Below are 19,796 nucleotides of genomic sequence, written 5' to 3' on the forward strand. Positions count from 1 at the left end.
CACGCACGGGCACTTTCTTTTGGTATAATTAAACAAAGTTTAGCGGAATGTGAGGATCAGCGTATGTGGATTTATTGGGTATTAATGTTTGTACTGGTTATTGTTGATCAGGTAATTAAGTCAGCCATCGTGGGCCATATTGCACTGGGCGCAAGTATTAGTATTGTGCCGGGCTTACTGTCTTTGACGAACTTACATAATAGCGGTGCCGCTTGGAGTATCTTACAGGGGAAAATGAGTTTCTTTTACCTGATTTCGGTCGTCGCATTAGGTGTGATGGTGTATTTACTATGGCGACTTCGGCAGCGTCGTTTGTATGAATTTGGAATTGTTCTCATGATTGCCGGAACTTTAGGTAATTTCATTGATCGGATTCGCATCGGTTACGTGGTGGACATGTTCCAATTAGATTTTATCAATTTTCCAATCTTTAACTTTGCGGACCTCTGCTTAACGGTGGGCGTTGTTTTGATTTTGATTGGTGTTTTGCGGGATGATAGTTTTGACAAATAAGGTACAGGACGCGGCGGATTTAACGACCGCACAACAACAGTTTACGATCACGGATCAGAGTGGGCGGCTAGATAAAGTTTTAGCGGGACTGCAGACGATTTGGACGCGGTCGCAAGTGGATAAATTAATTAAGACGGGCCAAGTGACGGTTAATGGTCAGTTGCAGGCTAGTAAGTATAAGGTTAAAACGGGTGATCAGATTACGGTGGCCGAACAAGTGGTTCAGTCAACGGAAATTGAACCCGAAGATATTCCACTTGACGTGGTGTATGAAGATGATGACGTCCTCGTCGTCAACAAGCCTCAGGGAATGGTTGTCCATCCCGCACCCGGGCATCCGGATCACACGCTAGTCAACGCGTTACTTTTTCATAGTCCGTTATCGACCATCAACGGTGAGTTTCGGCCGGGAATTGTCCATCGAATCGATAAGGATACGTCCGGTTTACTGATGGTCGCTAAAAATGATCACGCGCACCGGTCACTGGCGGCGCAATTAAAGGCTAAGACGAATCTGCGGGAGTACGTGGCCCTCGTCCACGGTGTGATTAAGGAAGATACGGGAACGGTCAACGCACCGCTGGGCCGCTCGCCAAAGGACCGTAAGAAGCAGGCCATTGTCGCCACCGGTCGTCCGGCGGTAACGCATTTCAAGGTCTTAAAACGATATCAACACTACACGTTGATCAGTTGTCGCTTGGAAACGGGCCGAACCCACCAAATTCGGGTGCACTTGCAGTCGATTGGCCACCCGTTAGTGGGTGATCCGCTATACGGGCCGAAGAAGACGATCAAGGGTAAGGGCCAGTTTTTACACGCCCGTTTGCTAGGTTTCAAGCACCCGGTCACCGGGGAACAGCTCACCTTTGAAGCACCGTTGCCACCGATTTTTAAAGCAACGCTTGACCGGCTTGACAAAACCGACTTGAATCATTAATCTAACAGTAATGAGAGTCCTTTAATCCGGCCCTGCGAGACTGAAAGGCAAAACTGTTAACAATAACTTTTCGTCGACGGTCGGGACATTGTGTCCGGCCGTCTTTCTTTGTAATGTTGGTGACTCGAATGTAGGCCATAAATACTTGGGAGGCAATCATGCAAAAAGAAGTTGTTGATTCCATGGCGATGAAACGTGCGCTCACACGGATTACGTATGAAATCATTGAGCAAAATAAAGGGATTCGTGACATCGTCCTAGTGGGTATTAAAACCCGCGGTGTCTATGTCGCACAACGTATTGCGGCTCGGTTGCAGCAATTAGAAGGTGCAACGATTCCGGTAGGTGAATTGGATATTACGGCGTTTCGGGATGATCATCCACAAGATATTGCGAGCGCGCCGAGCGATTACCAGCTGACGTTTAGCGTTGCGGATAAACGGGTCATTTTAGTAGACGATGTTTTATTTACTGGCCGAACGATTCGGGCCGCGTTAGACGCACTGATGGGTGGCGGTCGACCGCAGAGTATCGCACTCGCAGTCTTGGTCGATCGGGGTCACCGCGAACTGCCAATTCGGGCAGACTTTATCGGTAAAAACATCCCAACGGCCCGACAAGAACGGATCAAGGTGTCAGTGACTGAAATCGATGGTCACGACGGCGTTGAAATTATCAACTAAGTTTTAATTAAGTCAAACAAATGAGAAGGGATCGCAATGGCAGACCGCTATTTGATTCTTGAAGACGGCAGTGCCTACCTCGGTGAAGGCTTTGGCTCACCAGCGGTTTCAACTGGTGAAATCGTATTTAATACGAGTATGACGGGCTATCAAGAAATTATTACTAATCAAATTTATCATAACCAAATTATTGCTTTCACCCAACCTACCATCGGCAGTTATGGCATCAATCATGACAGCTACGAATCGATTTTGCCGACTGTCAAGGGGGTCGTTGTTCGTGATGTGGCTAGTATCTCAACCAACCGGCAACGACGCTGGTCATTGGATCAATACTTGAAACAGCAAAACATTCCGGGCATCAGTCACATCGACACCCGTCACTTAGCGAAACAGTTACGTGCCAGTGGCCCCATGAAGGCCAGTATTGTTGATGTGGCGGACGCACACGCTTTTGACCAGTTAGGTGCGACCGTCCTGACGAACCAACAAGTTGCCGCGGTCGCAACACCCAAGCCGTTTCCTAACCCGGGAACGGGCTTGAACGTCGTGGTCGTTGACTTTGGGCTTAAGCACGGGATTTTGCGTGAACTCAGTAAACGGGCTTGCAACGTGACCGTGTTGCCCTATACCGCGACGACGGAAGAAATTATTAATTTGGATCCGGACGGGGTTATTTTGTCGACTGGGCCGGGGAAACCACAAGATTTACCGGACAGCGTTTTAACGATGATTCAAAATATCCAAAACCGGATTCCGTTATTTGCGATTGGCTTAGGTCACGAACTCTTTGCGATGGCGAACGGCGCTTCAATTATGAAGTTGTCACCAGAGCATCATGGCGCTAACCATCCTATTCGTGAAGTTATTACGAACCAAATCATTTACGCGTCACAGGGACAAGGGTTTGCGGTTGATCCCGCAACGATTGACCGCAATAAGCTCATCACGACGTTTGTCGATTTGATTGACGGCACGATCCAGGGCTTGCGTTTTCGTGACTTCCCGGCGTTCTCCGTCCAATTTTTCCCGGACGGGGCACCGGGTCCGACCGAAGTTCGTGATATTTTTGATGAATTTGTTGAATCAATGCAACAAGCAAGGGGGCCAATTTGGTGAATAATCAAGCGTTACAAAAGGTCCTCATCATCGGCGCTGGGCATAACGACATTGGACGCGAAGGTCAACACGATGCAGCTGTGACCCAAATCGGATCGGCAATTCGTAAACTAGGGATTGCCGTGGTTTTAGTTGATAACAACGCCTATTCGGTTGCGGCTGAAAATAACTTTGCGGACAAGGTCTACATTGAACCTTTGACGGTTGCTGCGTTGTCACGGGTGATCGAAACTGAACAACCAGACGCCCTGATTCCATCATTAGGTGGCATTCAAGCGGTCAATCTGATTCAGGGACTGATTCGCAACAACGTGTTAAAAAATAACCAGGTACGACTTTTGCAGTGGAACCAAGAGACGGTGGACATGATCGTCAACCCGGCACTCATGAGTAACCGACTCAAAGCAATCGGCGAACCAGTGATTGCCTCGCAAGTTGTGGCTAGTGAACCGGAAGCCTTTGCGGTCGTCCGCAAGGTTGGTTTTCCAGTCATTGTGAAGTCGGTGGCGCCCCGAATTGAGGCTAGTCGCCAACTTTGTGAAGACGAAGACGATTTAGAACGGGCCCTCAAGATGGGCTTTAAGGTCTCCGCTACAAAGCAATGCATCGTGGAACAAAGCATTGTGGGTTACAAGGAACTAGAATTCGTGGCCGTACGGGATCCAAAAGATACGGCCTTGTTAATCAGTGGGATGGAAAATTTTGATCCGGTCGGGATTCATTCGGCGGATTCAATTGTTTTTGCGCCAACGCAAACCATCACGGATCAAGAATACCAACAGTTTCGGACCGCAACTTTAAAAATTATGCGGAATCTGCGGATTGTCGGCAGTTGTCACGTTCAGTTTGCATTGGATCCGACGACGCAAAACTACTACGTGATTAAAGTAACACCGTATTTTGACCGTACGATGGCGTTGACTGCCCGTGCCACGGGTTACCCATTGGCCCGGGTCGTTGCAAACCTAATCGTCGGCATCAGTTTAGCGGAAGTTAAGCTACCAAGTAATTACCGTAAGCAGACGGCTCTAATTGAACCCGTGCTCGACCACATTGTTTGCCGGATTCCAGTTTGGCCATTTAACGTCTTGAAAAAGGTCAGTCACCAACTCGATACGGTGACGGAATCGACTGGTTCCGTCATTGGGATTGGCCGGTCGACGGAAGAAGCCCTACTAAAAGGACTCCGTTCAACGGACGAATCGCGTTACCACGTGATTGCAAACCAGCCTCAAAATTACTCAGAAGGTGAATTGATCCAACGGTTGATTCATCCCCAAGCTGGGCGGATGTTAATCTTGCTGGAAGCATTGAACCGGGGTTACCAAATTGACGAACTGTCGGAATTGACGAAAATTGATGCGTTCTACTTCTACAAATTGCGGCACATCATCGAAATTGAGCAGGCGTTGCGTGATCGACCATTTGACGTGCACGCGCTAGGTCGGGCCAAATACTTTGGTTTTACTGACGAAGACGCGGCCGATGCTTGGCACAGTGATGTTGCCAAAGTCCGGCAGTTTGCCTTGGAAAATGAGATTCACGCGACCTTTAAAGAAGTCGAACCTACAGCTGGTGAGTTTACTGAGCAGACGAACACCTATTATTCAACTTATGAATTTGATAACGAAAGCCAGCAACAGTCGGGCCGGCGCGTTGTCGTCATTGGCACGGGTGCGAACCGGATTGGGACGAACCACGGGAACGATTATCTGGTTTCGCAATTACTATTTTATTTAAAAAAGGCGGATTACGAACCGATTTTGATCAATGCCAATCCGAACAGTGTGTCGATGACACCGCAACTGGCGTCTAAACGGTACATTGAACCAAAGCAGCATTCAGATATTTTGAATATCTTAGCCATTGAAAAACCACTATTGATTTTTACCACGTACCACGATTACCGGTTAGGACAAGAATTGCAAAAAGCTGGTCATCAAGTGGTTCAAATCAATAACGATTTACCGCGCGAACAAATTAAAACCAATGATTCGCCAGCGGTAGAAGTGATTACGGATGGCGTTGACGTGAGCGTCTTTGGCATCAGTGAGATTATTGCGGGGAATAATTTACGGTCAAACGTCCGCGGGTCGATTGCTGTCTTTCCAGTTCGTGACAAGGCTGAAAACCAAGCCATTAAGGCACTCAATGATGAAATTAAGAAGCGTGTTTTGGCATTTGGTATTCCAGGGCTCTACACAGTTCGCTTGGCAATCGCTGATGGTCAGCTTCAGCTAGCAACGGTCGAACCAATGAGTATTGCAACCATGGCGTTGATCAGTAAGGCGAGTGGTTCCAGTGTGACCCGTTTGCTACTGCACGTTAAATTGGGCGAAGCGCTCAGCAAGGTGATGTACGATTATCCGGATGTTAATCAACCGGGTCCCGTCTACGTCCAAGCGAATACTTTCCCGTATAATCAACTTCAGATTTATGACGAAGACGAAGTGACGGGGGAACCGGGGCACGCGACCGGGACCGTGATTGCGCATGGCCAAACGTTAAAAGACGCGTTAGTTGCACTGAATGCGGGTAACGAGGATACTGATTTTTAAATTTTGTGATTGGAACAAAGGGCTTTTGGCCCATGTTTCGACTAAAGTGATCGAAAATAACCATTCAGAGGGCCACATTTCTGAATGGTTATTTTAGTCTCGATTCAAAAGCTTAATTTACTGATGACAGCGGTTACAGTTGTGCTATGATTAATAGTGAAATTTAATATAAAGGTTGGGATTCTTTTGACAAAAACATTGTATTTAATGCGCCACGGCGAGACACTGTTTAACCGATTACATCGGATTCAAGGGGCGAGTGATTCTCCGTTGACCGAACGGGGAATTGCGGACGCAAAACGGGTTGGCGACTATTTTAAACGCCACGCCATCAAGTTCGACCATGCGTATTGCTCTACGCAAGAACGGGCTAGCGATACGCTGGAACTTGTGACGGATCAGCCGTACGAACGGTTAAAAGGAATCAAAGAATGGGAGTTTGGCGTTTTTGAAGGTGAAAGTGAAGTGTTGAATCCAAAGCCTGACCCCGAACGCCAAAGTCATGGTGACTTCTTTTTGCAGTACGGTGGTGAAAATGATTTTCAAGTCCAAGACCGCGTCGTTAAAACCCTGACGGCAATTATGGAACGACCGGATAATCAGCAAGTGCTTGCCGTTAGTCACGGGGGCGCCAGCTTTATGTTTTTGCGGCGCTGGCTATCAATGGATGAGATTAAACGTCGCCAGATTCGCTTTGATAATTGTGCGGTGTTCAAGTTTAGTTACGATGACGGTAAATTCACGTTTGAATCCGTTCATAATTTGGATGATCCCGAGAAACTAAGCTAAATTAAAATTATGTAAACTAGAATACAAAAGCCATGACTGATCGCAGGCAATTAACTTGCGGATCATTATGGCTTTTTGGTTACCGCCAAAATGAAGTGGTCTCCATTTTAGTGGTGAGATTAAATTCGATGGCAGTTTTGAGCAAGTCATAATTAACCGGCTCATCGAATTTGATCTGCCAGAGCATTTTAGTCGTCTTGTCTCCGGCAGCGGTGATGCGTTCCTTAAACTGGTCAAGGGTGTATTTTTCGAGCGCCACGTTGAAGTGGTCCTTGGCGATGCTAAACCCGATAATAAACGTTTCGTGAGCTGTAAACATTGGTTGGTTCCAAGCAAGCCGAGGGGCGAGTTCTGGGAAGGTTTGGCCAACCCAATTAAGGACGGTGGTGAGCGCCTCTTGATGAGTGGTATCGGTTATTTTAATTAAGTAAGGCTTAAAAGCGGTGAGTCGGGGATCTAACGCAAGTGCCATGACGTAAACTCCTTCGTTAATTAGTAGTTTGTTTGGTTTTAGTTTAGAGATTTCTATAATTTGGCGCAAGCAAAACCCCCTGATGCCCACACAGATCAGGGGGAAAGAACTTACTGGTGATACGTGAGGTGCCACTGGCAGTTAGAATGGTGGTCAGTTAAGTAGCGGATTGGCGCGGTCGGTTTGATCTGGACGGACAGCTGTTTATATTTGATTGGCATATGATCAAGATCCTTTCGTCATTGAATAGCTTTAGTTTAACTAGAATTGGACAACGTCGCTACCAACGTTTAATAAGGAACGGATAAACTTTTCTTAGATTTGACCCACCAAAAAACCGTCTACCAGGGGAAGTGCTGGTAGACGGTTTAATTGATTGGCGGAAAATGCTTGGGTAATTTAAGCGGCTGGGTGCGTTAATTTACGGTAACCAAAGTAGAACTGAACAATGGCTAAAATAATGTTGACCCAGTTTAAGACTTGAAACCAAGTGCTTAATCCAGCAACGGGGGTGGCACCGTAAAATGCCCAGAATCCCCAGATAACGGCAACAACGTTAATCCAGGCAAACGTCTTTTGTAAGGATTGATTGTCTAATGCGAACCACATCCAAATGACGTTAACGACAAACCATACAGCTAAAATCCAAAAACTCCAAGTAAACATTTTGATTACCTCTAATCAACTTATATTTTGAAAGGTTCATGTTTTCCTTTCAACGGTTATAGAATAAGGCTTTTGGACTCAATTGAACACTGTCAAAATGCTGGTGTGTGTACGTTTTCGGACATTTGAATGGGTGAGTGTTCGAAAACATACAGTCAGCCTTAAATTGATTAGGTTAGTATGATTTTTAAAATGTCCCACAGAAGTTCCCACAATTAAATGTTCGCGATTTGAGCCATTGTTTCGGCTAAATTTCTGTCATTCCCCTTAATCGCATGCGAATAAATTTTAAGCGTAATGCTTGCATTGGCATGACCTAGTCGTTTAGCTATATCTACCGGATTAATACCAGCATCCAAGAGTAAAGTTGCATGCGTGTGTCGCAGGGAATGGATGACGTATTTATTTGCATCAATATTCGCCAGTTTTAATGCGCTATAAAAGTTATTAAAGACACTCGAATCCTTAATAGGAGAAGTATACTTATTTGTGAAAACTAACTGATCAGTCTTAAACTCAGTCTGTAATCTTAAAAATTTTGCTCTTTGATATAACTTGAAATGTTTAAGCTGTTCTGTCAGTGAATCAGAAATAGCAATAGTTCTATTACCGGCGGCAGTTTTTACAGGGCCGATGCCAAAGTAGTTTCTTGTCTTGTTAATGGTGATTAGTTTCTTCTTTAGATTAATGTCATGCCAATTTAAAGCCATGGCTTCTCCTTTACGCATACCCGTTAGTTCTAGTAGCATGAAGAATATCCGGTATTCAAGTGGTAGTGAGGAAATTGAATGATTAAACGCAAGCAAGTCTGCTTTGTCGAAAGCCTTGCGCTCAGTGACTTGACCTAAGCGAATGCCGCTAAGTCTATTTCGAGATAATATATCATTATCGACTGCAGCATTAATTAACATCATTACAATAATATTATAATTTCGTACAGTATAATTGGAGTGATTTTCAAGCAGTGGTTGAATGAACAAGTAGTCATACCGAGATTTTGTAAGTTGATTCAATCGCTGCTTTCCAATTAAGGGAATAATGTACTTGGTAATACAACAACGATAGGAGGATTGCGTTGTCGGTCGAAGATGGCTCTTGTTCATTTCGAAATAACGATTGGCCCATTGTTCCATCGTTATTGACGAATCAACGATTTGTTGAATGTCGTTATTTGCATAGAGCATTTCCATTTTTAATTCAGCCTTGTGTGCGGACAACTCTGTTTTATAGCCACGTTGTTGTTTTTCATGTCGTTTGCCCGTTACATCGTAGTATGGATAACGAAAGGCATAAAGTGTACCTTTTTTCGACTTATAAGAATAAACGTAGTTATATTTCTTTGATTTGATTAGTTTCATAATAACTCCTTAATTTGACTGCGCGGGCAACGCTATTCAATAAAGAGTTTGTGGCACCACCACCTTTTAGGTATAATTAAGTTCAAAAGGGTGCATTTATCCCTTGTTACATACTTTACGTAAAGCGCATCGACTTCTTGGCGGGAGGGGATGTGCTTTTTTATGCTATAATAGATGACGAAAAGTACTCTTGAAATGTATTTAGTGAACACTATTCATTTAAATGTCTTTACGTATTGTTGCAAAAGTAGATTGTTCGGATAAGATTTTATCGTGTTCGTCAGTTACAGAAATGTAGAACTTATATACATCCTCACCGATAACATTAACGATTGGTGTTTTAAGTGTTACGAGCATGCTAGCATTAGTATGGGAACGATTAGTATATTTATCTTCGCCAATTTTGGTGATGTCTATTTTAAAATCGTTTTTTGTTTTAATAAGAAGCTCACCTTTGCCATTGACCACGAGTACATTAACATGATATTTTTCGTCAACTTTAAAATTAAAAAATAAGGCCTGCAATTTAAATAAGTACTGCATTGGAAAATCGTTGAAAGTGTACTCAGAAATTGGATTATTATTATTGATTTTAGAACAGTATAAAAAATTGATTTTTTCTTGATATGGTTCAGTCACTTATATACCTACTTTCTAATCGGAGGTTATTTCTATGATAAAAGAGTCTCTTTTTGTGAGCAGCTTATCAACTTCTCAAAAGTGCAATTTGTTACTTACATTGCTTACAGCACAAAATCCAAAACGTCCACGCTCCGAGACAATGGAATACGTTCGATGGCATGCAAGCAAGTCAGAATTGATTGTAGAGCTAGAAAAGGCTATTCAATACGGGACTGAGTGTGGTCTTTAGGAGCATCTGCCTCTTTAATTGGCTGGGCATTTTCTTGAATTGATTGATTAGATTGTGCAACTTCAAATTTAGCTGTTTGTGCCAGAATAAAATCATCATACTTATCAGCTTTTTGCTTGGAATCTTTATAATTGGCTTCAATCCGGTCTGTATATAATACAAGGCGAGTGTATACGAATTTACAATTTCCGTATAATATCCAGCCCCAGAGGGCAATAATTACAAGCCCAACAATTGAGGATACAACGGGATTAAATATTTTCACTGTGGCTGCAATTGAAATTAAAGTAGATATGATTGCAGCAATTATGGTCGGTAGTCCCCAAGGTTCTTGTTTAATAACATCACATTCTTTCAAAATTGCACACCCTCAAAAGTGTGCTTTTTTATTTTTTGTAAAATATCTTCCCACAGTCCTGGCAATGATACTCGTGTGATTTGTTTGAACGGGTACCGCCAGTCACGATGGTTGAGGCGCCAGCGGTTAGAATAGCTGCAGTTGTTTTAGCTTTAGAATGCTTTTTAATGGCTTTTGTATCTTTCTTAACGTTAGCAATTCTGAAAGGATGAAGAGGATTTAGATCAGCATTAACATGTGTTTTAGTCTTAGTTGCTTTAATATTTGCCGTATCAGAGACTAGTTGGACATTTGCTGAATGGCAGCGTGGACAGACCAGTCCGCCAAATATGGGCCGCTTCTTCTTAGGCGACGTCGTATTATTAGTGATGATTGTTTCCGGCTTGGATCGTGCCCGTTTAGCCGCTCGTTCTTTAGCTGCCTCTTTTTGCGAATCAACATCTTTAGCTATTTGCTCTGGTGAACGCGTATCTTTAAAATAAGGATTTGCACCGATAAATAACCAAATAACAAGCCAACTAATAATACCTAGATGACCAAAATTAAGAAAGGCCATATTTAGCATTCCAATTGCTAATCCTGCAAAGGCTCCGTAAACGAATCCCTTAATACCATCGCCTTTCCAGAATATGGGTTCCTTTTTGACTGGTTTGTCAGCGGTGGTATCCGCAATGCTATTGTCTTTGTCACTATCCAAATTTTTGGAGCCATTTTTTTCGCTGCTAGAGGTGTCCTTGCCTGATTCATTAGGCTTTATAGTTGTTTCAGCGTCGTTAGGTGAGTCGCTATTATTTTTAGTGGAATTCAACTCATTTTTGTATGCGTCAAGTAATCCTTGTGAATCAACAGTCTGATTATTATCTACATAGTTTTTAGCTACATTAATTGTTAATAGGGTTTTAGCAGCCTTTGCTAACTGAGTATTATGTTCTCCGTCGATTAACCCAATCTTTTTAGCACAGCTTCGACAAATGGTCCCATCCTGTAATTCGTATTGATTGAATGCTGTTAGTTCGGTTTGATCAATAGGGCATTGTTTCTTTTCCATGATGCTTCCTCCAAAGTTATTATTTAGGGCTATGTATTCAAAGCATCCCCAATTGCTTTGAAGTCAAAACTTAATTTAAGTTGAGAGTAATGTCAAATGTCTTGTCAGAATTATCGTCATCGTAATCGTCGGTATCATAACTACTATCAAATTTGAAACGGAGTGTCTTTAGAGATGACGTGTTCTTCAAATCTTTAATAGGAATCGTAACATCGCCAGATTTTGTGGCGTTTTTAGAAATATCACCATCCCAGTTTTCCATGGAATCGCCTTCGTGCTGTTCACCGTTACTGTAAACAGCAGTACCTTGCGTTGGATAAGCTGAAATATCACGGTTGGCTTTGACAGTTAAGTGAATCCGAACAAAACCATTTGCTTTGAATTTACCATCACCAGATGAGTCATAACTATATGCTTTAGCAAGCTTGTAAACAGTTACTTTATTAATTGTAACTGTAGCAGCATTCCATGAGGTATCTTTGTGATTTACGGTAAAAGTTTTTTCACTAGCCACGTCATAGTCTTTATAGCTCACTTCAATTGATTTTGTACTTGAAGTAGCCCCAGTTTCTTTTTTAGTGGTCTTGTGAGCAGTAGCAGTATCTGATGAACTCTTTGTATCATCATCATTGCCACCAAGCAAAGCAAACCCAAAGAATACTAGAACAACAACAATGACCCAAACCCACCATTTTTTGTACCATGGCTTTACAGCAACATAAGTATTTCCATCATCGTCTTGAATCTTTTTGGCCATTATATTTTCCTACTTTCTTACTAATGCGATAATTCCAGTAATAACAAATAAAAGTCCACCGGCGATACCATAATCACCGCATACAATAAATATGAGGATTCCGCCAGCAATGATCAACCAGCTGATTAAGGTATGATTTTTATTTATTAAGAATACTAGAACGAATGCAGCAATCGAAATAATGATTCCTAGCATTAAGCGCATTGTAAGTTCACCGCCACCACCGAAAGCATCTCCGATTGCTGCAAGGCCGAAAGCGGAAGAAATTGATATTATAGAAATAATTAAACTAATGATTCCAAATACGATCTCCATGGTGCGACTACGATTTTTATTCGTAGGTTCTACCATTTTGTATGTTTGCCCATCGGCGCCCTTAATTTTTTTAGCCATTATGTTTCCTCCAGAATAGTTAGGTAATGTGTAGACATAGTTATATAACTTATCCCCATAATGCACCAACCTAACTTAATTAACCTCCCTCTAAGTATTCCCTGTACAGCTTTTAATGACATCAGTGTTGGTCAAAGATTAAAGGCCAAAAGCACCTTTATTAATATTGATTCCAAGCATATGTTCCGCAGCGTTACGCGCAATTAATAGATATTTGGAATCAATCTTATACGCATCCCCGAAGCGAGAAATATCAAAGTTTTCGGGCTCAATCCCAGTTTTCGAAATGTAATCCATTACCATGATACAGAAGGCACCAAAGTTAGCTTTAAACTCAATCTTAGAGTTTGATACCATCGAAGTTTCAATGAGTGGTTCACTGCTGGATTCTGTTAAGCAGTGTACTAATTCGTGATTCTGTACATGGTAGGGTGAAGCTGCTTTTTCGTTAACAAACATTGTTCTAGTTAGCGGAATACTATATCCGTTAACGTTATCAGGTAGATCGTCCGTATAGTGGCAACTAACATCATAGTGAGCAATCAGACGGTCAGAGTCCCATGTACCCAGCGTGCTAATATCCGCAAGCGCTTCGTCCAAGGTTTCAAAAATCATCTAATCACTTCACTTTTCAATTTTATTACCATTATTATCGTATCCGCCGTATTTACGCAGGCGGTCTTGACCTTCTTTACTTTTAAGGTAGGTTTCTACTAATGAACGGATGGCAGCACGGTCTTCATCCGAAAGCGCATGGTCACGTGATGTCAGCATTGCAGAACTATTGACGATGTCTTCAACATCAATACGTTTAGGCTCTGAAGATTTTTCTTTATTTGATGGAACCCCCAACAGTTCATCCACGGTAACGTCCAATTGCTTTGCAACTTTTTTGAGACTGTCAGTGCTAGGTGTTTTAACATTCCATCTATATATACTGTTTTTTCCAATCCCAGCTTTCTCCGCGAGAGTTTGAAGAGACCATCCTCTCTGCTTAGAAAGTTTTTTTATTCTTTCTAACGTTGTCATATCAACACTCCTGAGGGTATTGATAAATTCATTTATCATAAATGGTAGAAAATTAAGTTGACTTTTTATCACGAATGATTGATAATGAATTCATCAAGTAATTAAGCGACAAAAAACATCTATCTTCTAATTGCTACTTTGGCGAGGAACAAGTTATGAAGAAGTTTTTATTAGCTTATTTCGTATGCACTTATTTTATCACAAGTGGTAGAAAATGCAATAACTTGATGAATAAATTACTAGGAGGGATAAAAATGCCAGAACAAGAGATTGAGAAAGCTGCGATTGAAATTGAAGTTCAATATTCGACTGCTCTTAAGCGTCATGGATTAACTCAGAAGGCTATGGCGGAACTGTTAAGTACTGAAAGTGAAAAGGTGGCTCCATCTCAAATTAACAGAGCAGTGAAAGGTGGAAATGAGCCAAAATCGCAACGTATTCGTGCACGAATGAACCAGATTTTAAATCTCAACTGAAAGGGATGAATTAAATGAATGAATTACAGCAGATTAAATACAATGGTAATTTGATTTTAACTACGGAACAACTTGCTGAATTTTATGGAACATCCACGAACACAATTAAACAGAATTTCAACTCGAATATTTCTAAGTTTCAAGATGGAATTCATTATTATCGACTGACAGGTATTGCGTTGAGGAAGTTTAAGAACGAGGTTAGAAATACTAACCTTGTTGGGAAAAATGCTAGTTCGCTGATTTTGTACACAAAACGTGGCGCAAGCCGTCATTCAAAAATGCTCGGTACTGACCGGGCACGGGATATGTTCGATGAGTTGGAAGAAAACTATTTCAATCCCAAACAACAAATTCAGTTACCGACTTAGCCGCGTGAGTTGGCTAAATTAGCATTGGATGCCAATGAGGAAACTAATCAGCGACTGGATGGTGTTGAGGGTGATCTCAAGGACTTGAAAGAGAATCAAGTGATTGCCAATCCAGAATATAGTGCTTTATCGCGCCGTGTTAATCAGCGCGTATCAGAGGTAGCTCGAAGCTTTGGCCATGTTACTCAGCAGCAGCGGGGTGAATTGTTTAAAGATATCAATGGCGGCGTAAAAAAGATTGCTAACGTGAGTGCACGCTCGATGCTGCGTAAAAAGGATTACCAAATGGTGATGGACTACATCAACGATTGGGAGCCTTCAACGGCAACGAAGACGATTATTCGCCAAATGTCATTGGATATTTAATTGAAATAAGAGGTGAAGGGAATGGACCAGAAGAAAGTAGACGAAATTGATAAAAAGATTCTCTCTAGTTATGTGATTCCGATAACAACATCAATTTTCACAACACTATTAATTAACTTATTGCTCCTGTCATGTAGCCGATAAACCACAATATTGTTGTGACTGATAGTGAAGTAATAATCGGAATGAAGATGCTTTTTAAAAAGAACTGATAAAGTTCTCGGATAAATCAGAAAGAAGGTGGTGTAAATAATGACAGAATCCACGCTTGAATTTCAAAAAATAATGGTTGATCGATTTGATAGTCTTACAAAACAAGAGGCACATGCAATGCTTGAACCGATTGTCCAGCGTGTTAGTAAGGAATATCTGCTTGTTGATCGCAAGACCGCATTTAAAATTCTGTGTATGTCTCGAGCTTATTTTGATGAGAATTTTAAAAATAAACCACAAGTAAAAGTTATTGAACGTCATTTGAGTGGATCACGAAAGGTTTTCTATGATCCCAACGAATTGAAAAAAGCTATTTTGTCAATTATGGAATAAATAAGCCGCGGGCAGCGCAATTGATAGAGAGCTTGGATGGAGGAATAGCAATGATTGTATTACCAAATTGGGTCGCAGTTATGTTAGCAACCTGGGTAGTGACGGCGCTTTGGTTTAAGCGCCATGAAATTAAAAGTTGGTTTGGCATTTAAGGAGGAATATTTATGTTTGAAGGATTAGCGAAAAATGTTACTAAAAATTATCGGGAACACTTAATCAATGAACTATCTTCTGCAATCGTAGTTGCGAGCTCAATGGGTAAGCACTCGCTTGTATGGGATAAGTTTCCAGCATCAAGTCAAAATGCAATTACATCGCTTGAGGACGAAGGATTCGTGATTTCAACGACCGATGACCAGAAGTGTGTCATTGATTGGTCACAATTGATTCAGGAGGCTGGATATGACGATTAATGTAGGTGATCGAGTAGCTTTTGATGCTGTAAAGCGAGCGGGTGAACTGATCGTACCTGGCGGGACAGGAAAAGTAGTCGACGTCAAAATGGACCCGTTCAGCAGGGCTCAAGTGGCGACTGTCGTAAGTCGACGTCATAAATTTCAAATCATGACGAAAGGCTTAAAAGTAGTTGGTCGTAAGAATGGGAGAATTTAGGAGGAATTTGTATGAGCAAAGTAAGTAGAAAGGTATTTGAAGCTGGTCTTAAACAACAAAATACCCACACTCGGCTGCAACCGAATGCGGGTATGGAATTAGATGCTCGTCTAATTAATCTATGTATTTATCATACGCCGAAACCAAGCGTTTGGCAACGAGTTTGGGGGTGGTTAAGTTGATGCTAGATTATATTAAATTCGAAAATATCACAAAAAAGTCAAGCAATGCCGCATCTCCGACATTGCCGTTAATAACAATTAGCAAGCAGGCGATTTATTTCAACGTTGTATTTCGTCGATTACATCCAAATTTAAAAGCGGTGGCAATTTATTACTACAACGACCAACTGCTCTTATCATTTTATACAGATTTTTCAGAAGAAAATTCTATTCGACTTTCTCGAACTGATAAAAGCTATAGTTGTGCTTTTATGAAGCAGGCTGAAATTTTAAAGAATCGTACGACGGCAATTGATTTGGATCATACAAATTTCAAGTACGTCGTTGACATGAAGCCGAACTGCTATCAAATCGTGGTTGACTTGAATAATCCATACATCACACGAGAACGAGAAACTTATTACAAAGGATGGTGCTGAAATAATGGCAATTAACCTACTAATCAAAGCAACACTAGACCGTATCAATATGTTAGAAGTTCTAATTGGCAGTATTTGGGTGTGTGACACGGTCTCATTAGGTCGCTTATACAAAATGCTGGATGATGCCGATGCACAATTGAACGAACTACGGGGGCTCGAATAATGTTGAATTCATTGTTGAAGGAAGAACTAACCACGGTAAACGAACGTGAACATGAGGGCTTTCAGATTGACTCATTGCAGGCTGCCGATTGGGCAATGAGAAAGTTGCAGGCCATCGAGGAACATGATACTGAGGCAAAAAATGCGGCTAAGGCAGACATTGATAAAACGATTGCTTGGCGTGATCGTAAGCTAACTGAGAATCAAGCTAGTCGGGAATATTTTGAAAGCTTACTGAAAGATTATCTTTACCGTGAACGTCAGCATGACAAAAAATTCAAAATCGATACGCCACACGGTAAGGTCACTACTCGTAAAACTCCTGCCGGATTGAAGTATGAAGATGCGACCGTGCTGAAATCGTTACGTGATCAGGGTATCAAAGAATTTATCCGAGTTAAGGAAGAGGTCAATAAGAAGGACCTGAAGAAAGCTGGTTCAATCATCAATGGAAAATTCGTTTTAGATGATGGTCAAATTGTGGATGGTGTGGCCGAAAAGCCTGCCGGTGAATCTATTAAGTTTGATTTGTAGGTGACAATATGAAGTTTTATGCGGATGGAAAGATACCGGAGATTCCGAATATGTATTTTGTTTATGGCGATGGCGGTACTGGTAAAACAAGTGTTGTTAAGCAATTTGTAGGACACAAGCTATTGTTTAGCTTTGATATGTCCAGCAATGTCCTGATTGGCGACAAAGATGTGGACGTTATCATTTTCGAACATGGCGATATGCCAGATATTCAAGCGATGATTGAACAATATATTATCCAGGGAATTCAAAATACCAAGTATCAAGTAATTGTATTAGACAATGTTACGGCATTACAGAATCTAGTGTTAGAAAATATTGATAACGCAGCCAAGGACAATCGGCAAAATTATCAGAAATTACAACTCTGGTTTCGAGATTTAGGCACTATTTTGAAAGAGAGCGGTAAGACAGTCTATGCGACTGCGCATCAACTGGATAATGGTTCATCGGGTATTAGCGGTGAAGGCCGGTTTCAAGCCGACATGAATGAGAAGACGTTCAATGCATTTACTAGCATGTTTGATCTAGTTGGACGTATCTACCTTCAAGCTGGTGAGCGAATGATTGATCTGGATCCGGAAAAAGGTAATCACGCTAAAAATCGAATTGATAACCGCAAATTAATTAAAGCAGCAGAATTAATTCAACCTAAAGGGGAAAAATAATATGGCACTTTTTACAGCAGATTCAAAGAATGTTTTCGGACAAACAGTGGAGGAAGCGGGTACGTACAATGTTGTCGTTGCGCCTAGTTCTCAATTCACGAATAGCAAGCAAACAGGTAAGCCAATGGCAGTTTTTGACTATGAGGTAGTCGATGGTAAATACGCCGGTGGCCAGATTCGCTTTGACAATGAGGTTTGGGATGGATCAACCAAAGAAAAGGCTGATCAATCGGCCAAGCGATTCAGTACTATTGCCGTGGCATTAGGCGCGGCGGATGGTACCGCATTCGATTCAGTTGAGCAATTTGTTAGTCAATCGATTGGACACAGATTAGCTGTGAGTGTTGATTGGGAAACTGGTCAAAATGGCAAGACGTACCTTGTCGTTCGCGGGTATCAAACGTTTATGCCCGACGGGAGTAAGCCAAACGGTATTAAACGACCAGTAGACGCTCAGGGTGGAAACAATAATGGTGGATTTGGTAGTCATGCATCCAGCAACACTGGCTTAGGAGCACCCACGACTAATCAAGCTTCTGGCGGCTTTGGGGCACAAAATACTGCAGCAGGGTACAACTCTGGAGATAAGTACCATGGTGAGGGCTTTCCCCCAATCCCCAACAACTCGCCCTTTTAATTGGAACGCTTTAAGTGCAAAGCTACAGCGTGAATCAACTTTACATGGGAGTGATTAGATGCAACGTTCACGAACGCAACTAATCGAAGACGAAGGGCGGTACTACTTGGTCACAATGCTGGATGAGAGACCGAATATGGACCATGTAGAGACAGTTAGTGGATCGCATGAGCAATTCTACGTGGACTGGGAAATAGCCGATACACGTAAAGCTAGACCGCAACAACGACGCCTGTTTTTCGCACTGTTGAATGACATTGCAGACTGGTCGGTCGTACCGCAAGATTTTCTCAAATCGATGTTTTACCTGCAATACCAAATGTACACCGACGGCAAGCAGATAAGCCTGTCAGACGTCACAAAATCGAGCGTCAGCGATGCAAATGTATTACTCGACCTAGTTATCGACTTTATGTTTGAGTGGCGTGTGCCGTTTAAGAAGGGCTATGAGCTATTGCCCCGTGACCAGGAATATTACTTGTTCCAATGCTGCCGTCATCGGGTGTGCATGATTTGCGGTAATCGAGCTGACATCCATCACGTCGATGTGATTGGCGCCGGAATGAATCGGACGCATGTTGACCATACTAAACGACATGTAATGGCGCTCTGTCGTAGGCATCACGGTGAGATTGAACAGATTGGCGCACCGGCGTTCAGCGCTAAGTATCACGTACCAGTGGACGGCATAAGACTGGATGCAGAGACCCTTAAGAAGATTGGAGTACGAGGCAACTATGACAAAACTACTGACTGATGAACAAATTAAGCAAGCCTATTTGGATTATTTGAAAGATAACAAAGAACTGGTAGCGCAAATGATTGCTAAAAAGATTGAAATTGCCACAAAATCTGCAATTAATCAGGCTTTTGCCACGGGCAATGGCTACAGCAGTGATGAAGGCTGGGCTCGGAAACTGGTTTCTGGTTTAGTTGACGAAAAGATTGCAGCAGCGACTACTGCGCAAACAGTGACGGTTGATCTTGATGAAATTCAAAAACGGGTCAATGCTTCACTACAAAAACATCTAAGTAAGCTAAATGTCGAAATCAAAATGTAAGGCAGTGACCTACACACTGAACGGGTGGAAGACCCGTTGACTGGAGGTAATTATGGTTTATGTACTCATGGTGAATGGCTCGGCTGCCGCAGTTTACTCGAATATTGCGGGTGCCCGGAGCGATAAGAAACGACTAGAAGACAAAATTCAGAATTTAACAGTTATAGCGGTGCCTTACCGGACACGCGGCGTGCTGGATTGAAGGTGC

29 protein-coding genes and 1 pseudogene are annotated in these 19,796 nt (G+C 42.2%); 20 read left to right on the plus strand and 10 right to left on the minus strand.

Annotation, left to right across the window (positions count from 1 at the left end; translation table 11 throughout):
• Positions 1-63: 63 nt before the first annotated feature.
• The 6 genes from lspA to AAA939_RS05390 all read left to right on the plus strand — a co-directional run bounded on the left by lspA (position 64) and on the right by AAA939_RS05390 (position 6,599).
• The gene (lspA, locus tag AAA939_RS05365) at positions 64-513 is read left to right on the plus strand and encodes a signal peptidase II (RefSeq protein ID WP_057707115.1); all 450 of its coding nucleotides are present in this window, start codon (positions 64-66) and stop codon (positions 511-513) included.
• Positions 494-1,450, plus strand: coding sequence for an RluA family pseudouridine synthase (locus AAA939_RS05370; protein ID WP_338208247.1), 957 nt, complete (start codon positions 494-496; stop codon positions 1,448-1,450). The genes lspA and AAA939_RS05370 overlap by 20 nt, the downstream gene beginning before the upstream one ends.
• Positions 1,451-1,608: 158 nt before the next feature.
• Positions 1,609-2,133: a bifunctional pyr operon transcriptional regulator/uracil phosphoribosyltransferase PyrR gene (gene pyrR, locus AAA939_RS05375; RefSeq protein WP_338208249.1), complete on the plus strand. Its 525-nt coding sequence runs from the start codon at positions 1,609-1,611 to the stop codon at positions 2,131-2,133.
• 36 nt (positions 2,134-2,169) lie between these two features.
• Positions 2,170-3,252: a carbamoyl phosphate synthase small subunit gene (locus tag AAA939_RS05380; RefSeq protein ID WP_057707117.1), complete on the plus strand. Its 1,083-nt coding sequence runs from the start codon at positions 2,170-2,172 to the stop codon at positions 3,250-3,252.
• On the plus strand, positions 3,249-5,810 hold the full coding sequence (locus tag AAA939_RS05385; RefSeq protein WP_338208252.1) for an ATP-binding protein: 2,562 nt from the start codon (positions 3,249-3,251) through the stop codon (positions 5,808-5,810). The genes AAA939_RS05380 and AAA939_RS05385 overlap by 4 nt, the downstream gene beginning before the upstream one ends.
• Positions 5,811-5,996: 186 nt before the next feature.
• Positions 5,997-6,599 carry a histidine phosphatase family protein gene (locus AAA939_RS05390; RefSeq protein WP_338208253.1) on the plus strand — a complete coding sequence of 201 codons (603 nt, stop codon included), beginning with the start codon at positions 5,997-5,999 and terminating at the stop codon, positions 6,597-6,599.
• 79 nt (positions 6,600-6,678) lie between these two features.
• On the opposite strand, the gene AAA939_RS05395 is transcribed toward AAA939_RS05390, so the two are convergent.
• From AAA939_RS05395 to AAA939_RS05440, 10 genes are all read right to left on the minus strand, one after another.
• On the minus strand, positions 6,679-7,071 hold the full coding sequence (locus tag AAA939_RS05395) for an iron chaperone (protein ID WP_338208254.1): 393 nt from the start codon (positions 7,069-7,071) through the stop codon (positions 6,679-6,681).
• Positions 7,072-7,470: 399 nt separating this feature from the next.
• The gene (locus AAA939_RS05400) at positions 7,471-7,737 is read right to left on the minus strand and encodes a hypothetical protein (RefSeq protein ID WP_057707121.1); all 267 of its coding nucleotides are present in this window, start codon (positions 7,735-7,737) and stop codon (positions 7,471-7,473) included.
• Between the two features lie 215 nt (positions 7,738-7,952).
• Positions 7,953-9,095: a tyrosine-type recombinase/integrase gene (locus AAA939_RS05405; RefSeq protein ID WP_338208256.1), complete on the minus strand. Its 1,143-nt coding sequence runs from the start codon at positions 9,093-9,095 to the stop codon at positions 7,953-7,955.
• A 219-nt stretch (positions 9,096-9,314) separates the two neighbouring features.
• On the minus strand, positions 9,315-9,734 hold the full coding sequence (locus tag AAA939_RS05410; protein WP_338208258.1) for a hypothetical protein: 420 nt from the start codon (positions 9,732-9,734) through the stop codon (positions 9,315-9,317).
• Between the two features lie 200 nt (positions 9,735-9,934).
• The gene (locus tag AAA939_RS05415; protein WP_338208260.1) at positions 9,935-10,324 is read right to left on the minus strand and encodes a hypothetical protein; all 390 of its coding nucleotides are present in this window, start codon (positions 10,322-10,324) and stop codon (positions 9,935-9,937) included.
• Between the two features lie 28 nt (positions 10,325-10,352).
• Complete coding sequence (locus AAA939_RS05420) at positions 10,353-11,372, minus strand: hypothetical protein (protein ID WP_338208262.1); 1,020 nt, start codon at positions 11,370-11,372, stop codon at positions 10,353-10,355.
• A 70-nt stretch (positions 11,373-11,442) separates the two neighbouring features.
• A complete protein-coding gene (locus AAA939_RS05425) occupies positions 11,443-12,129 on the minus strand; it encodes a hypothetical protein (protein WP_338208264.1) in 687 nt (228 codons plus the stop codon).
• A gap of 9 nt (positions 12,130-12,138) precedes the next feature.
• Entirely contained in the window at positions 12,139-12,522 is a 384-nt protein-coding gene (locus AAA939_RS05430) for a hypothetical protein (RefSeq protein ID WP_338208266.1), read from the minus strand.
• 138 nt (positions 12,523-12,660) lie between these two features.
• Positions 12,661-13,137 carry a hypothetical protein gene (locus AAA939_RS05435; RefSeq protein ID WP_338208268.1) on the minus strand — a complete coding sequence of 159 codons (477 nt, stop codon included), beginning with the start codon at positions 13,135-13,137 and terminating at the stop codon, positions 12,661-12,663.
• A gap of 9 nt (positions 13,138-13,146) precedes the next feature.
• Positions 13,147-13,551, minus strand: coding sequence for a helix-turn-helix domain-containing protein (locus AAA939_RS05440; RefSeq protein WP_338208269.1), 405 nt, complete (start codon positions 13,549-13,551; stop codon positions 13,147-13,149).
• Positions 13,552-13,706: 155 nt separating this feature from the next.
• Here AAA939_RS05440 and AAA939_RS05445 point away from each other — a divergent pair, with 155 nt between their 5' ends.
• The 14 genes and pseudogenes from AAA939_RS05445 (at position 13,707) to AAA939_RS05515 (ending at position 19,790) form a co-directional block, all read left to right on the plus strand.
• A complete protein-coding gene (locus tag AAA939_RS05445) occupies positions 13,707-14,027 on the plus strand; it encodes a hypothetical protein (RefSeq protein WP_338208271.1) in 321 nt (106 codons plus the stop codon).
• A gap of 14 nt (positions 14,028-14,041) precedes the next feature.
• Positions 14,042-14,764: pseudogene (locus AAA939_RS15245) on the plus strand (ORF6N domain-containing protein).
• A 252-nt stretch (positions 14,765-15,016) separates the two neighbouring features.
• Positions 15,017-15,310 (plus strand): hypothetical protein, encoded by a 294-nt coding sequence (locus AAA939_RS05460; protein ID WP_338208274.1) that lies wholly within the window; start codon positions 15,017-15,019, stop codon positions 15,308-15,310.
• Between the two features lie 164 nt (positions 15,311-15,474).
• Complete coding sequence (locus AAA939_RS05465; RefSeq protein ID WP_338230541.1) at positions 15,475-15,723, plus strand: hypothetical protein; 249 nt, start codon at positions 15,475-15,477, stop codon at positions 15,721-15,723.
• Positions 15,713-15,922 carry a hypothetical protein gene (locus tag AAA939_RS05470; RefSeq protein ID WP_338208278.1) on the plus strand — a complete coding sequence of 70 codons (210 nt, stop codon included), beginning with the start codon at positions 15,713-15,715 and terminating at the stop codon, positions 15,920-15,922. The genes AAA939_RS05465 and AAA939_RS05470 overlap by 11 nt, the downstream gene beginning before the upstream one ends.
• Positions 15,923-15,933: 11 nt before the next feature.
• A complete protein-coding gene (locus AAA939_RS05475; RefSeq protein WP_338230543.1) occupies positions 15,934-16,104 on the plus strand; it encodes a hypothetical protein in 171 nt (56 codons plus the stop codon).
• Positions 16,104-16,523: a hypothetical protein gene (locus AAA939_RS05480; RefSeq protein ID WP_338230545.1), complete on the plus strand. Its 420-nt coding sequence runs from the start codon at positions 16,104-16,106 to the stop codon at positions 16,521-16,523. The genes AAA939_RS05475 and AAA939_RS05480 overlap by 1 nt, the downstream gene beginning before the upstream one ends.
• A gap of 4 nt (positions 16,524-16,527) precedes the next feature.
• Positions 16,528-16,689, plus strand: coding sequence for a hypothetical protein (locus tag AAA939_RS05485; RefSeq protein WP_338208281.1), 162 nt, complete (start codon positions 16,528-16,530; stop codon positions 16,687-16,689).
• A complete protein-coding gene (locus AAA939_RS05490) occupies positions 16,689-17,222 on the plus strand; it encodes a host-nuclease inhibitor Gam family protein (RefSeq protein ID WP_338208283.1) in 534 nt (177 codons plus the stop codon). Before AAA939_RS05485 ends, AAA939_RS05490 begins: the two co-directional genes overlap by 1 nt.
• Positions 17,223-17,230: 8 nt before the next feature.
• Complete coding sequence (locus AAA939_RS05495; protein ID WP_338208285.1) at positions 17,231-17,890, plus strand: AAA family ATPase; 660 nt, start codon at positions 17,231-17,233, stop codon at positions 17,888-17,890.
• 1 nt (position 17,891) lies between these two features.
• Positions 17,892-18,527 (plus strand): DUF669 domain-containing protein, encoded by a 636-nt coding sequence (locus AAA939_RS05500; protein ID WP_338208287.1) that lies wholly within the window; start codon positions 17,892-17,894, stop codon positions 18,525-18,527.
• A 58-nt stretch (positions 18,528-18,585) separates the two neighbouring features.
• A complete protein-coding gene (locus tag AAA939_RS05505; RefSeq protein ID WP_338208289.1) occupies positions 18,586-19,284 on the plus strand; it encodes a putative HNHc nuclease in 699 nt (232 codons plus the stop codon).
• Positions 19,265-19,588: a hypothetical protein gene (locus AAA939_RS05510; RefSeq protein WP_338208291.1), complete on the plus strand. Its 324-nt coding sequence runs from the start codon at positions 19,265-19,267 to the stop codon at positions 19,586-19,588. Before AAA939_RS05505 ends, AAA939_RS05510 begins: the two co-directional genes overlap by 20 nt.
• Positions 19,589-19,640: 52 nt before the next feature.
• Positions 19,641-19,790 (plus strand): hypothetical protein, encoded by a 150-nt coding sequence (locus AAA939_RS05515; protein ID WP_338230547.1) that lies wholly within the window; start codon positions 19,641-19,643, stop codon positions 19,788-19,790.
• Positions 19,791-19,796: the final 6 nt, after the last annotated feature.

Origin of the sequence: Lactiplantibacillus paraxiangfangensis (assembly GCF_036246185.1) — a bacterium.
Classification (GTDB): domain Bacteria; phylum Bacillota; class Bacilli; order Lactobacillales; family Lactobacillaceae; genus Lactiplantibacillus; species Lactiplantibacillus paraxiangfangensis.